The organism is Sphingomonas sp. 7/4-4 (assembly GCF_027941955.1).
Lineage (GTDB): Bacteria > Pseudomonadota > Alphaproteobacteria > Sphingomonadales > Sphingomonadaceae > Sphingomonas.
Genome location: NZ_CP115960.1, coordinates 247957 through 261934 on the forward strand (window position 1 = coordinate 247957; position 13978 = coordinate 261934).

Here is a 13978-nt window from a genome sequence, read left to right on the forward strand (position 1 = left end):
GCGGTCATTCTGATGCTGGCCGTGGCGACGACAACGGCGTCCGCGCAGCAGGCGCAAGTGCCGCCCGGCGCGCCCGAAACCCCTATGTCGATCCCGCCAGGGCCTATCTCTTCGCGCACATGACCAAGGCGCGCTACGGCGTCCTTTATTATTCGGTGAGCGAGGACGGGCTGCACTGGCGGCAGGTCAATGGTGGCCGTCCGGTCTCGGAGGACTATCACGGCCACGCCTCGATCGCGCGCGGTGCCGACGGGCGCTATTTCCTCGTCGGCAACAAGAGCGACGAGGATCCCTATATTCGCTTCTGGGTCTCGGACGATCTGATCCGCTGGACGCCCTGGGGCACCTACAGACCGGACCTTTCGAACATCCCGGGCCATGCGGGCGCGCTTCAACGCATCGGCGCGCCCAAGCTGTTCTTCGATCGGCGATCGGGCAAGTTCCTGCTGACCTGGCACACGCCGAACGTGCCCGGCGATCCGAAGGATCCCGAGCGCTATTGGGCCAGCCAGCGCACGCTCTATGTCCAGTCGCGCGACCTCAAGACCTTCGAGGGGCCCCGCGGCGGCTGTTCGGCTGGGACATGGCGACGATCGACACGATCCTCCAGCCCGACGATGCCGGGCCGGGCTATTGCGCGATCCTCAAGGACGAGCGCTATCCCTCGTACGACTGGACCACGGGCAAGACGATCCGGATGAGCTGCGCGCCGTCGCTGACCGGGCCGTATCCGCAGCCGGGTCCGCCGCTCAGCCCCAATTTCCGCGAGGCGCCGACATTGATCCGCGCGCCCGACAATCAGGACTGGCTGCTTTATTACGAGCAATATGCGGGGGCGAGCTATGGCCTGTCCAGGGCGCCGCGGCTGCGCGGACCCTGGTATCAGGTCTCGGGAAACAGCGGTGTCACGGCGTGGGATCGCTATGCGATGCCGGCGGGCCTGCGCCACGGATCGATGATCCAGATCGACCGCAAGCAATATGATGCGATCGTCGCCGCCTTCCCAGGCAGCGTTCCAGCCGCCGGCGAGGAGAAGTGAGGGTGCAAACCAGGTCCGTGATGCTGCTCGCTGCGGCGGTGGTGCTGGCCGGGGCGGCCGCTGCCCAGACTTCGGATCCGAAGGCGAAAGTCGGTACCTTCACCAACCCCTTGCTCCCGTCGGGGCCCGATCCGTCGGTCCACCGCGAAGGCGACACCTATTACTATATGCACACGCTGGGCGATCGGCTGGAGATCTGGCGGACGAAGGACATCACCGATCTCGCTTATGCCGAGCGCAAATTGGTCTGGCAGGCGCCGCCACAACCCGCGCCCAACGGCGTGGCGATCTGGGCGCCCGAGCTCCACCGCATCCATGGCAGCTGGTACATCTATTACACCGCCGCCGAGACCGGCCATAGTGACGACGCCCATCGCGGCATCTTCGTCCTGCGCAACAATGCCAGCGATCCGCTCACCGGCGAGTGGCAGGACATGGGCAAGCTGAAGACCCGCTATACGGGAATCGACGGCACCATTTTCACGGCGGGCGGTAAGCGCTATTTCGTCTATTCGCCCTATGTCGGGCCGGACAGCGTGCTGTCGATCGTCGCGATGCGCGATCCGGTGACGCTGGAAGGTCCCGAGACGATCATCGCGCGTCCCGACCAGAGCTGGGAGCGCCAGGGCGGCCGCCAGATCCTCGAAGGGCCGGCCTTCTTCCAAGGGCCGCGGGGCGACATCTATCTCTCTTATTCGGGAAGCGCCTGCTGGTCCGACGATTATGCGGTGGGGCTGTTGCACGCGAGGCCGGGCAGCGACCTGCTCGATGCGAAATCCTGGACCAAGCGCCTCCAGCCGGTGGTGACCAAGTCGGAGGCGGCAAGCGCCTATGCGCCCGGCCACAACGGCTTCTTCACCACACCCGGGGGCGAGACCTGGATCGTCTATCACGCCAATCCGGGGCCTGACATGCGCTGCACGCCGAAGCGCTCGCCGCGCATCCAGCGAGTGAACTGGTCGCGTGACGGGCAGCCGGTGTTCGCCCAGCCCTCGGGAGCGAGCGAACGGCTCGCCAAGCCGCGCTGAGCATTTGAAAGACATATAAAGATATCTTTATATGTCCCTTGACCGCGCCGCGGCGCGGTGCCACTCCTGATGCCGTCGAAGGTTCTTCGTCCGGGGCGTGCCCCGCGGCGGAGCTAAGACGGGAAGCCGGTGCGATGCCGGCGCTGCCCCCGCAACTGTAAGCGGTGAGCTGTGGTCCACTTGTGTCACTGGGGTTCGCGCCCCGGGAAGACGGACCGTCGGCTGTGACCCGCGAGCCAGGAGACCTGCCTGCGACGCATAACGTCCACCGGCGGGGTGTCCGGGCTGGCCGCTTGCATTCCGCCGCGGGGTCGTCCTCGCGGCGCCTGCTCGTGTCTGGTCCATGCTCCGCCCCTCTTCGGGGTTGAAGAACATGACCGTCACGATTGCCACATTGGGTTTTCCGCGCATCGGGCCGCGCCGCGAATTGAAGCACGCGCTCGAGGCGCGTTGGGCCGGCAAGACCTCTGAATCCGAACTGCTCGACGCCGCCTCGGGCCTGCGCACCGCAGCCTGGGCGCGGCAGAAGGCACTCGGCGCCGACTGGCTGCCGTCGAACGATTTCTCGCTCTACGATCACGTCCTCGATACCAGCCTGATGCTGGGGGCGATCCCCGATCGCTATCGCAGTGCCGCCGGCGAGGCGGGCCTCGCGACCTATTTCGCGATGGCGCGCGGGACGACCGGCGACGATGACGGCTGCGGCCATGCGCATGGCAGCGTCACTGCGTGCGAGATGACCAAGTGGTTCGACACCAACTACCATTATCTCGTGCCCGAACTCGCGGCGGGGCAGAAGCTCGCGCTCAATCGCCTGAAGATCGTCGACGAATATCGCGAGGCCAAAGCGCAGGGCTTCGAGACGCGTCCGGTACTGCTCGGGCCGGTTACCTGGTTGAGCCTCGCCAAGGGGCGCGGAGTCGATCCGTTCGACATGCTCGACGAAGTGCTCGGGCTCTACGCCGCGATCCTCGGGCAGCTCGCGCATGCCGGCGCCGAATGGGTGCAGATCGACGAGCCGGTGCTCGTGCTCGATCTCGACGAGAAGCAGCGGCGCGCACTGACCCGCGCTTATGCCCGACTGTCGCGGGCGGGGCCGAAGCTGATGCTCACCACCTATTTCGGCGGGCTCGGCGAGAATCTCTCCTTCGCCGCGGCCTTGCCGGTGGCTGGGCTGCACGTCGATCTGGTCCGCGCACCCGGGCAGCTCGATCCGCTGCTCAAGGCCGCGCCGAAGACGATGCTGCTGTCGCTCGGAGTGATCGACGGCCGCAACGTCTGGCGCGCCGATCTCGACGTGCTGCTCGACCGCCTTGCCCCGATCGCGGCGACGCGGGATCTGGTGCTCGCGCCGTCCTGCTCGCTGCTCCACGTGCCGGTCGACCTGGCGCTGGAAAGCAAGCTCGGCGACGTGGCCGAGTGGCTCGCCTTCGCGGTGCAGAAGGTCGAGGAACTGTCGGTCCTCAAGCGTGCGCTCAACGACGGGCGGGCGAGCGTGGCCGGGGAACTCGACAAGGCCTCGCGGGCGAATGCCGATCGACGGGCCTCGCCACGGGTGCACGATCCGGAGGTCGCGGCGCGCACCGCGGCGGTGACCGATGCGATGTACGAGCGCCGCTCCGGCCTTGGCGAGCGCATCGCGGCGCAGGCGGCGGTGCTCGATCTGCCGGCGTTCCCGACGACGACGATCGGTTCGTTCCCGCAGACCGCCGAGGTCCGCAATGCCCGGGCGCGACGCAATCGCGGTGAGCTGGACGGTGCTGCGTATGAGGCGTTCCTGCGGGAAGAGACGGCGCGGACGATCGCCTGGCAGGAGGAGATCGGGCTCGACATGCTCGTCCATGGCGAGTTCGAGCGGAACGACATGGTCCAGTATTTCGGCGAGCAATTGTCGGGCTTCGCGTTCACGGTGAACGGCTGGGTGCAGTCCTATGGCTCGCGGTGCGTGCGGCCGCCGATCCTGTTCGGCGACGTCTCCCGGCCGCAGCCGATGACGGTCGAATGGTGGCGCTACGCCCAGAGCCTGACGACCAAGCCGATGAAGGGGATGCTCACCGGGCCGGTGACGATCCTCAACTGGTCGTTCGTCCGGGACGACCAGTCGCGGGAGGCGTCTTGCCGGCAGATCGCACTGGCGATCCGGGACGAGGTGGTCGATCTCGAAGCGGCGGGGTGCAAGGCGATCCAGATCGACGAGGCGGCGCTTAGAGAGGGACTGCCGCTGCGCCGGCGGGACTGGGAGGCCTATCTCGACTGGGCGGTGGCCTGCTTCCGGCTCTCCGCGGCGGGGGTGGCGGACGCGACCCAGATCCACACGCACATGTGCTACTCCGAGTTCAACGACATCCTGCCGGCGATCGGGGCGATGGATGCCGATGTGATCTCGATCGAGACCGCCCGCTCGCAGATGGAGCTGCTCGAGGGCTTCGCCGCATACCGCTATCCCGGTGCGATCGGGCCGGGGGTGTACGACATCCACGCGCCGCGGGTGCCGGGCGAGGAGGAGATGGTGACGCTGATGCGGCTGGCGCAGCTGCACCTCAAGCCCGAGCAATTGTGGGTGAACCCCGATTGCGGGCTCAAGACGCGGAAATGGGATGAAGTGAAGCCGGCGATCGAGGCGATGGTCGCCGCGGCGCGGACGCTGCGCACCGCGGCGTGAGGCGGGCCGGCGCGCAGGGGTTGGGCCTTGCGCGCCGGTCTCATTCGCCTGTCACCAGCGGGTGCTTCCCGCGGAAATCGTCGAGCAGGCGCTCGATGATCGCATTCTCGCCGTTGCTGCCCGAGGGGGCGACCGACCAGTTGCAATGCGGATGCGTCTCGGGGCTGTAGACGCGGACCTTGCCCAGGGCCGCGCGCCAGTCGCGCTTGCTGCCACCGGCCTTGCGCACCAGGGCCGTCACCAGCAGGTCCTGCAATTCGCCCGCGGTCATTGCTCGGTCGGGCGGCCGCCGGGCTTCCACTCGGGCTTCGCCTTGCTGTCCGCGAGGCCGGCCAGCGGGGCGACCAGCGACTGGATCGCGCGGGCCATGAACGGCAAGTCGAGCCGCTCGATCGTGTCCTCGGGCGTGTGATAGGTCGGGACCGTCGCCCAGCCCGACACGGTGTGCGCGACCACGCCCTTCAGCGCCAACGCGTAATTGTCCGAGCGCTGGAAGAAGTTCTGCTCGGGGTAGGGATCGGTGGTGACCAGCGCCCCGTGCGCCTTCAGCGTCTCGCCGAAGGTCGAGCGCTCATAGCCGGTCATCATCATCGTGCCGGCGGGGAGCTTGGGATCCTGCTGGCCGATCATCTCGATCTCGAGATTGGCGACGATGTCCGAGAGCGGCACCGGGGGATGCTCGGCGAACCAGCGTGCGCCGAAGCCGCCGGCCTCCTCGCTGCCATAGGCCACGAACAGGATGCCGCGGCGATGCTTCCTGTTCGAGAGGGTGCGCGCCAGCTCGAGCACCGCGGCGGTGCCCGAGGCGTCGTCATTGGCGCCGTACATCACCTTGCCGTCGGGGCGGACGCCGAGATGGTCGACATGCGCGGTGATCAGCAGCACGCCCGCCTTCGGGTCGGTGCCGGGGAGCCAGCCCACCGCATTGGTGGTCACCTGCGCCTGCTCGACCAAGCCGGGCAATTCGAGCGCGATCTCGGCGCCGTCCTGCGCGGCGAGCTTGTCGAACGCGGCGTCGTTCAGCGCGACGACGGTCGGGCGGAGGCGCGGCGTCTCCCCCTTGATGGTGCGGGGCAGGCGGGGGCGGCCGCCGATGCGCTCATAATAGCCGCGGACCTGCTCAGTGGCGCGGATGATCACCAGTTTGACCTTGGACGGATCGACACCGCCGGCGAATTGCAGCCCGTTGACCCCCGCGCCGGTGACGATCACCGCGTCGGCGGCGGGGACGGCCTTGGGATCGGTGCCGGCGAACGCCACGAGCTTGCCGCGGACCGGCTGGCCCATGGAGGAGAAGAGCAACGGCGCCTCGACAGCGGCGCCATTGGCAGTGAGCACCGGCGTGCCGTCGAGCCGCAGGCTGACCACGTCGATCGGCTGGGTATAGCCGGTCATCCCAGGCGCCGTGGCGAGGCCATAGCCGCGGAACATCGCCGCGACATAGGCGGCCGCCGCGGCCTCGTCCGGCGTCGCGCTGCCGCGGCCGCGGAGCGCCGGGCCGGCGAGGATGTCGACATGCGCGCGGACATGCTCGGGCGTGATCTTCGCCGGCGCGCGCTGGGCGGTGGCGGGCGTGGTGAGACCCGTTGCCAGCGCGCCGGCGAGGAGGATGGTCTTCAGTCTGTGCATATTGCCCCGTGTCCTGGAATTTGCGCGGACCTTAAGAACGCGCGGGGAGGAGGGCAACGGGGCGCGAACGACAATGCCGGCTTTGACGCCGATCTGGTTGACTCGGTTGACTCGATATAAGGTTTGTCGGGCGGCGTTGACTCGTCAAGTCATTGAAATTGCTGAATTGGCCTTCTGGCGCGGTTGACTCGATGTGGGACCTGCGCAGCGGTGTGGCGACCCAAAGGTCACACGAAGGTCACACTGGTGGGGGCATCCACGCGCCGCTTGTGCGACGGCTGCGCGTCGCTTCCGCAATACCGGGGGCACCCGCGGCGACTTGACGCGAAGGTAACGCGCACGCGCCGTGCGGCGCGGTGGCGAGAGCAGGATCGATGCGACGAATCAAAGAGCGGGACGGCAAGGCCGACCGCCCGAGGCAAGCAGACGAAATCCTACATTGCAAGGGGAGGGGACAGGGTCGCTGTGGTTTTGATGCGGATAGTTTCAAAAGCGCCGCACGGATCTGATCGGTATAGAAATAGCCAATCGATACTGCTAATCGCTTGCTAGGAGTGGGGGAAGCTTTGGCTAACGCGAACGTACCTGAAATAGTGGATGACGGTTTGCGGCTCATCCAAGCCGATGTTTCGGAAGCGCTCGACCTGATCGACGACGAGACAGTGCAACTTGTCTTGACCTCGCCGCCATATAATCTCCGCAAAATCTACGAGCGCGACAAGGCGATGTCTCTCGAGGAATATATCGAGTGGCTAACACCGATTGTTGAGAAAATATGCAAAAAGGTCGCAGTTGGAGGCAGTGTCTGCTGGCAGGTAGGTAACTATGTTCGCGAGGGCGAGGTTGTTCCTCTAGATTATCATTTTTACGGCATGTTTCTCAGCCAAGGCTTTAAACTACGCAACCGCATCATTTGGAAGTTCAACTTCGGCCTGCACGCCAATAAGCGTCTGTCGGGTCGCTATGAGACGCTGCTGTGGTTTACCAAGTCCGACGAGTATGTCTTCAATCTCGATCCAATCCGTGTTCCGCAACTCTATCCGGGAAGCGTCATTCTGCCAGGAAGGGTGAGGCTAAAGCGGGCAGGCCGAGCGGCAACCCGCTTGGTAAGAATCCCTCAGATTTTTGGACCTTTTCGGCTGAAGACTGCTTCAGTGAGAATCCGATTTGGGAGATCCCCAACGTAAAAGCCAATCATCCGGAACAAACGATTCATCCCTGTCAGTTCCCGCATGAACTGGCGGAGCGATGCGTTCTCGCCTTTTCCAATGCCGGGGATGTCGTGCTGGATCCCTTCATCGGTGCTGGCACCAGTGCGATAGCGGCGATCAAGGCTGAACGGGACGTGATTGGCATCGATCGCAGCGCCGAATATATCGAACTTACCCACGAACGGGTAAAAGCGTTGCACATTGGAGCACTTGAACTGCGGCGGTCGGGTAAGGAAATACGTAGACCTCGTGCGGGTGAGAGGGTTAGCGAGATTCCCGAGGAATGGTCTGAAGCGGCCGAGTGATGGCGGCGGCGAAATCTTCGGTGGCGACGTCCGCTAAGGGTAAGCTCAAAAAGGCGAAGAAATCGCCGTTGTCGGCGACTGAGAAGGCCGCCAACAAGTTGAAGGCCGACCATCGCTCGATGATTCGCGCGTCTTTCACCCGGGCGGGATTTCATCGTGTGACGGGCGTGAGCGACCGCGAGTTCGTCTACGACAACCAGAAGTCTGACCTAGATGATATTTTCGTCTATGAGAACGTCATCATTCTCGCCGAATACACCTGCGCGCAGCCTTCGGGTGTCGGTGAGCATCTAAAGAACAAAAAGCATATCTACGATAAGATATTGGCCGATCCGGAAGCGTTTCTGACATTTCTGGCGAACAAATTCCCGGCCAGCGCGGAGCAGCTGGCGAAGGCCTATCATGTGCAGCAGGCGATTGTGAAAATCATCTACTGCTCGCGCCATGACTTCGAGGAGAGGCACAAGGTCAATGTGCCCGCCCCAGTCTATTTGGACTATCCGGCAGTTCGATATTTTGCAGCAGTCTCTGATGCAGTTCGCAAATCTTCGCGCTTCGAGCTGCTCCACTTCCTCGGCATCAATGACGCGCAGGTCGGCGTAAATGGCAAGATCGAGGTGAGCAGCCGCTCAAAGGATTATTCGGGATCTCTGCTCCCCGAGGCACATTCGCATTTCGACAAAGGCTTCAAGATCGTCACCTTCTATGCCGATCCCGATGCACTGCTCCGCACGGCTTATGTGCTGCGCAAGGACGGCTGGCGGGATTCGATGAATCTTTATCAGCGGATGATCTCAAAGCAAAAAGTCGAATCAATCCGAACCTACCTGAAAAAGCAAAAGCGCGTCTTTATCAACAATATAATTGTCACCCTTCCTCCAGAAGTTCGGCCGCTGAAAGGGCAGGAGACGGTTGATTCCGCTACGCTAAAGCAGACTGCGCCCGTCACTATCAAATTGCCCGAGAAGCCAAACAGCATCGGCATCATCGATGGTCAGCACCGCGTTTTTGCCTATCACGAAACGACCAAGGACGATCCGGAGATCGCGCTGCTGCGGGTCCAGCAAAATCTTCTAGTTACCGGCATCATATATCCGGAAGGCGTTTCGGATATTGAACGGGAGAAATTCGAGGCGCGACTATTCCTCGAAATCAACTCGACCCAGACGAACGCCAAGTCGCAGCTTAAGCAAGCAATCGGACTGGTGCTCGAACCCTTTTCGAGCGAATCGATTGCGGCGCGCGTTCTATCGCAGCTCGCAAAGACGGGACCTCTACAAGGAGTGGTCGAGCAATATTTCTTTGATACGGACAAGCTCAAAACCGCGTCGATCGTCAGCTTCGGGCTCAAGCCGCTAGTGAAAACCAGCGGCACGGATTCGCTCTTTTCGATCTGGAGGCATTCGGCCCGCGATGATGTCGCGGAAGGCAGGAATGATGAGGCGCTTGCAGAATATGTGGGCTTCTGTGTCGTGATGATCAACAGGCTTCTGGTAGCAATTAGGAAAAACCTGTCGTCGGGCCGGTGGACGACCTCTGCTAAAGTAGAGAAGCGTGTCCTCGCTACGACGTATGTGAATAGCTTCCTGATTACCCTCCGTTTGCTCATTAAGGCAGGGAATTCGCTGGCTGAAGCGGATCTTGAGAAGGCCCTTGCTGGTATAGATGAATTTGACTTCAGCAAGTATCATTCAAGCCAGTACAAAAGAATGGCTGAGCAGATCGTTGAGATTCATTTTGGTATCAAATCAGAGGAGCCAGCATAGCGCATCCAACCATTTTTGTCGGTTAGCTAACCGCCCCGCTTCACCGCCACCACCGCCGCATCCAGCGCCTGCAGGAAGCGCGAGCGATCCGCCGGCGCGAAGGGCTTTGGGCCGCCGAGCTGGTCGCCGCCGGCGCGAAGGTCGGCCATGATGGCTCGGGTGGCGATGGCGCTGCCGATCGAGCTGGTGGTGAAGGGCTTGCCGGTGGGGAGAGGACGCGGGCGCCGGCTTTCAGGGCGCGGTCGGCGAGGAGGATGTCGGCGGTGATCACGATCGCGCCGGGGGCGGATTGCTCGGCGATCCAGTCGTCGGCGGCGTCGAAGGCGTCGCTCACCACCTGCCGGGCGAGCAAGGGGTGCTGGGGCACGCGGAGGTGCTGGTTGCTGACCACGACCACGGGGACCTCGTGGCGGAAGGCGACCTTGTAGATCTCCTCCTTCACCGGGCAGGCATCGGCGTCGACTAGGATGCGGGGGTGGGCATCTGGGTTTCCCTTTCGGTGGCGCTTCAGCTTATTCTCCTCTCCCTGTGGGAGAGGTAGCGAAGCTTGGCACCCCGGCCTTCGCCGGGGCTAGCGTAGCTGGGTGAGGGTTTCCCGCTATCGAGGGCCCGATCCCTCACCCAGCTCCGACTAGGGCCCGCTGAAGAAGCGGACCCAAGTCTACGCAACCCTCTCCCGATGGGAGAGGGAAGAGTTCCCGTTCGGCCTGAGCTTGTCGAAGGCCACCTGCGGTGCGCTTGCGGATGGCCGTCCTTCGACAGGCTCAGGGCGAACGGGTGTGGGACCTCAGCGCTGCGGCGGGGGCTTGCGGTGGGGTTTGGCCTTGTAGGGGGTCTGCGGGCGGCTGGGGTCCTGGCGGCGCAGGGTCGGGCGGCCTTCGCCCTGGTGCGGGGGCGGGGGCCGCTGTGGTGCGAGGGGCGGCCGCCGCCGCCGGAGCCCTGGTGGGGGCCGCGGGCGCCGCCGCCATGTTGCGGCGGGCCGTCGCGCGAGGGCTCGATGCGGACGTCCTCGTCGCCTTCATGGGTGCGGGCGATCGCGGCGGCGAACTTGGCGGCGATGGCGCTGGGGACCTGGAAGAAGGTCTCGTTCGGGCCGATGCGGATCGCGCCGATCTCGTTCTTGGTGATGTGGCCGCGGCGGCAGATCAAGGGCAGGATCCAGCGCGGATCGGCGTTCTGGCGGCGGCCGATGTCCATGTGGAACCACGCGATATCGTCGAAGCCGGGGCGGTGGCGCTCCTGCTGCGCGGCGCGGCGGCCGTCGGGCGTCTGCTCGATCATCTCCTCGGGCTGCGGCATCGCGGCGCGGTGGGCGTGGACGAGCGCGGCGGCGATCTCCTGCGGCGTCTTCTCGGCGAGCAGGCGCTCGGCGAGGGCGGCATCCTCCTCGTCGGTCTCGACGGGGGCGAGGAGGGCCGCAAGGAGCCGCTCGCGATCATTGGCGCGGATCGCTTCGGGCGTCGGCGCGTCGATCCACTCGGCTTCGATGCGCGCGCCCTTGAGCATCATCTCGACGCGGCGGCGGCGCGGATAGGGGACGAGGAGGACGGCGGTGCCCTTCTTGCCGGCGCGGCCGGTGCGGCCCGAACGGTGCTGGAGCGCCTCGGCGTCGCGCGGCAGCTCGACATGGATGACGAGGCTGAGGGTGGGGAGATCGATGCCGCGCGCGGCGACATCGGTGGCGACGCAGACCCGCGCCCTACGATCGCGCAGGGCCTGGAGCGCGTGGTTGCGCTCGGACTGGCTGTGCTCGCCGGACAAAGCGACGGCGGAGAAGCCGCGCTCGACGAGGGTGGCGTGCAAGTGGCGGACATTGTCGCGGGTGGCGCAGAACAGCATCGCGGTCTCGGCTTCGTGGAAGCGGAGCAAGTTGATGACGGCGTGCTCGATGTCCGAGGGCGAGATGGTGACGGCCTGATAGGCGATGTCGCCATGGCCGCGATCCTCGCCGACGGTCGAGATGCGCAGCGCATCCTTCTGGTAGCGGCGGGCGAGCGCGACGATCGGCTTGGGCATCGTCGCGGAGAAGAGCAAAGTGCGGCGCTCGTTGGGCGTGGCGTCGAGGATATGCTCGAGATCGTCGCGGAAGCCCATGTCGAGCATCTCGTCGGCTTCGTCGAGCACGGCGGCCTTGAGTGCCGACAGGTCGAGCGCGCCGCGTTCGAGATGGTCGCGCAGGCGCCCGGGGGTGCCGACGACGATGTGCGCGCCGTGGCTGAGCTGGCGACGCTCCTTCGAGGCATCCATGCCGCCGACGCAGGTCGCGATGCGCGCGCCGGTGGGGCCGTAGAGCCAGATCAGCTCGCGGCTGACCTGGAGCGCGAGTTCGCGGGTGGGGGCGATGATCAGGGCGAGCGGTGCGCGCGCGGGGACGACGCGGCTGTCCTCGCCGAGCAATTCGCCGGCCATGGCGATGCCGAAGGCGACGGTCTTGCCCGAGCCGGTCTGGGCGGAGACGACGAGGTCGCGGCCCTTCGCTTCGGGTTCGAGGACGGCGGCCTGGACGGGGGTGGGCGCGGAGTAATCACGCGCGGCGAGCGCTTCGGCGAGAAGCGCGGGGAGGTTCTGGAATTCCATGGAACCGCGCACATGGGGGTGCGGAGGAGGAAGGGCAAGCGAATTCGAGGTTAGCGGGGAAGTCTTGAGGCGGGCGGGGGATTAAGCGGCGGTTCAGTCGGCGGGGGAGAGGCTGGGTGGAAGGGCTCGAAAGGGGAGACTGGCGCATGCGTGTGGTTGCGATCGGAGCAATTGTTCTGGCTGTCGTGGCGGCGGTGCCGGCCTCGGCGCAGATCGCCGGATCGATGCGGGGGCTTTCGGGTAGCAACGGCCCCTCGATCCGCGGCGATATCCGGCGACCGGTGCCGGTCGATCCGGGGCTGGTGCGCGGGGTTTCGGTGTCGCGCGAGGTCCGTGGGGTCCGGGAGGACATCGAGGCCGGGCGTAAGGCGGGGCAGCTCAGCCGGAGCGAGGCGCGGGTGCTGCGCCGCGAGGCTTATCGGATCGAATCGATGCGTGCGCGCTTTTCGAGCGGCGGCTATACCGAGGCCGAAGTGGCGCTGCTGCGCGGCCGCACCGAGGCGCTGCGCAGCGCGACGGTGGCGAAACGGACGCAGGGGCTGCAGGGCAAATAGCGGGCTAGAGCACCTGCGCGGCGGCCCAGCCGCTGGCCCAGGCCCATTGGAAATTATAGCCGCCCAGCCAGCCGGTGACGTCGACTGCCTCACCGATCACGTAGAGGCCGGGGACTTTGCGGGCTTCCATCGTCTGCGAGGAGAGGTCGGCGGTGCTGATCCCGCCGATCGTGACTTCGGCCTTGGCGAAGCCTTCGGTGCCATTGGGGAGGAAGGGCCAGGCGGCGAGGCGGCGCTCGGCCTCCTGCAGCTTGCGATCGGGGAGGTTGGCGAGCTCGCCGGGGAGCGCGAGCTGTTCGGCCAAGGTCTCGGCGAGGCGATCGGGAAGGGCTTCGGCGAGGGTCTTGCGCAGCGTCGTGCGGGGGCGGGCGCGCTTGGCTTCGACCAGCCAGCTGGCGGGGCGGCCGGGGAGGAAATCGATATGGATCGGCTCGCCGTGACGCCAATAGCTCGAGATCTGGAGGATCGCGGGGCCCGAGAGGCCGCGATGGGTGAAGAGCGCGGCTTCGGGAAAGGCGGCCTTGCCGGCGCGGGCGATCACGTCGGTGGCGACGCCGGAGAGCTCGCGGAACAGCGCCTGGTCCGGGGGCAAAGTGAGCGGGACGAGCGCGGGGCGGGGCTCGACCACCTTGAGGCCGAAGCGGCGGGCGAGATCATAGGCGAAGCCGGTGGCGCCCATTTTGGGGATGGAGGGGCCGCCGGTGGCGATCACTAGCGCCGGGGCTTCGTCGTCGCCGACGCGGTAGCGGCCGTCGGCGTGCGCGATCTCACCGACGGGTCGGCCGGTGCGGATCTCGACCTGGCCCGCTGCGCATTCGTCGAGCAGCATGTCGACGATCTGGCGGGCCGAGCCGTCGCAGAAGAGCTGGCCGAGCGTCTTTTCGTGCCAGGCGATGCGGTGGCGCTCGACCAAAGCGAGGAAGTCCTGCGCGGTGTAACGGCCGAGCGCGGACTTGGCGAAATGCGGGTTGGCCGAGAGATAGCGGTCGGGTGCGGTATGGATATTGGTGAAGTTGCAGCGGCCGCCGCCGGAGATGAGGATCTTCTTGCCGACTTCGGGCGCGTGATCGAGCAGCAGCACGCGGCGGCCGCGCTGGCCGGCGATGGCGGCGCACATCAGGCCGGCGGCGCCGGCGCCGAGGATGATGGCGTCGTAGGGTCTGTTCACGGATTCCCCCGCGCGTCGCGGCAGATTGGCGCACTCTCA

Annotated in this window: 10 protein-coding genes, 3 pseudogenes and 1 riboswitch; of the genes and pseudogenes, 8 read left to right on the forward strand and 5 right to left on the reverse strand. The window is 65.6% G+C overall.

Annotated features, from left to right (window positions below):
• Positions 1–119: 119 nt before the first annotated feature.
• The 4 genes from PIB19_RS01295 (at position 120) to metE (ending at position 4729) form a co-directional block, all read left to right on the forward strand.
• Positions 120–701, forward strand: a complete 582-nt coding sequence (locus PIB19_RS01295; RefSeq protein ID WP_271239369.1) for a hypothetical protein — start codon at positions 120–122, stop codon at positions 699–701.
• Positions 584–1039, forward strand: coding sequence for a hypothetical protein (locus PIB19_RS01300; protein ID WP_271239370.1), 456 nt, complete (start codon positions 584–586; stop codon positions 1037–1039). Before PIB19_RS01295 ends, PIB19_RS01300 begins: the two co-directional genes overlap by 118 nt.
• Positions 1040–1041: 2 nt before the next feature.
• Entirely contained in the window at positions 1042–2067 is a 1026-nt protein-coding gene (locus PIB19_RS01305) for a glycoside hydrolase family 43 protein (protein ID WP_336297231.1), read from the forward strand.
• Between the two features lie 62 nt (positions 2068–2129).
• A riboswitch (cobalamin riboswitch) is annotated at positions 2130–2334 on the forward strand.
• Between the two features lie 106 nt (positions 2335–2440).
• Complete coding sequence (gene metE, locus PIB19_RS01310; protein WP_271239372.1) at positions 2441–4729, forward strand: 5-methyltetrahydropteroyltriglutamate--homocysteine S-methyltransferase; 2289 nt, start codon at positions 2441–2443, stop codon at positions 4727–4729.
• 40 nt (positions 4730–4769) lie between these two features.
• Here metE and PIB19_RS01315 read toward each other — a convergent pair whose 3' ends face one another.
• Both PIB19_RS01315 and PIB19_RS01320 read right to left on the reverse strand, forming a co-directional pair.
• Positions 4770–5000: a hypothetical protein gene (locus PIB19_RS01315; protein ID WP_271239373.1), complete on the reverse strand. Its 231-nt coding sequence runs from the start codon at positions 4998–5000 to the stop codon at positions 4770–4772.
• Positions 4997–6358: a M28 family metallopeptidase gene (locus PIB19_RS01320; protein WP_271239374.1), complete on the reverse strand. Its 1362-nt coding sequence runs from the start codon at positions 6356–6358 to the stop codon at positions 4997–4999. The genes PIB19_RS01315 and PIB19_RS01320 overlap by 4 nt, the downstream gene beginning before the upstream one ends.
• Before the next feature lie 662 nt (positions 6359–7020).
• Between PIB19_RS01320 and PIB19_RS01325 the strand changes: the two are divergent.
• The 3 genes and pseudogenes from PIB19_RS01325 to PIB19_RS01335 all read left to right on the forward strand — a co-directional run.
• Positions 7021–7335, forward strand: a pseudogene (locus tag PIB19_RS01325) (DNA methyltransferase); the annotation flags it as partial.
• Positions 7335–7874, forward strand: a complete 540-nt coding sequence (locus PIB19_RS01330) for a site-specific DNA-methyltransferase (protein ID WP_271239375.1) — start codon at positions 7335–7337, stop codon at positions 7872–7874. The pseudogene PIB19_RS01325 and the gene PIB19_RS01330, both read left to right, overlap by 1 nt.
• Entirely contained in the window at positions 7874–9640 is a 1767-nt protein-coding gene (locus tag PIB19_RS01335) for a DGQHR domain-containing protein (RefSeq protein WP_271239376.1), read from the forward strand. The genes PIB19_RS01330 and PIB19_RS01335 overlap by 1 nt, the downstream gene beginning before the upstream one ends.
• 26 nt (positions 9641–9666) lie before the next feature.
• On the opposite strand, the pseudogene PIB19_RS01340 reads toward PIB19_RS01335, so the two are convergent.
• A pseudogene (locus PIB19_RS01340) lies at positions 9667–10151 on the reverse strand (YaiI/YqxD family protein).
• Between the two features lie 371 nt (positions 10152–10522).
• Positions 10523–12217 (reverse strand): annotated as a pseudogene (locus tag PIB19_RS01345) (DEAD/DEAH box helicase); the annotation flags it as partial.
• Between the two features lie 146 nt (positions 12218–12363).
• Here PIB19_RS01345 and PIB19_RS01350 point away from each other — a divergent pair.
• Complete coding sequence (locus PIB19_RS01350; protein ID WP_271239378.1) at positions 12364–12771, forward strand: hypothetical protein; 408 nt, start codon at positions 12364–12366, stop codon at positions 12769–12771.
• A gap of 4 nt (positions 12772–12775) precedes the next feature.
• Here PIB19_RS01350 and PIB19_RS01355 read toward each other — a convergent pair whose 3' ends face one another.
• Entirely contained in the window at positions 12776–13888 is a 1113-nt protein-coding gene (locus PIB19_RS01355) for an NAD(P)/FAD-dependent oxidoreductase (RefSeq protein WP_271240878.1), read from the reverse strand.
• Positions 13889–13978 lie beyond the last annotated feature (90 nt).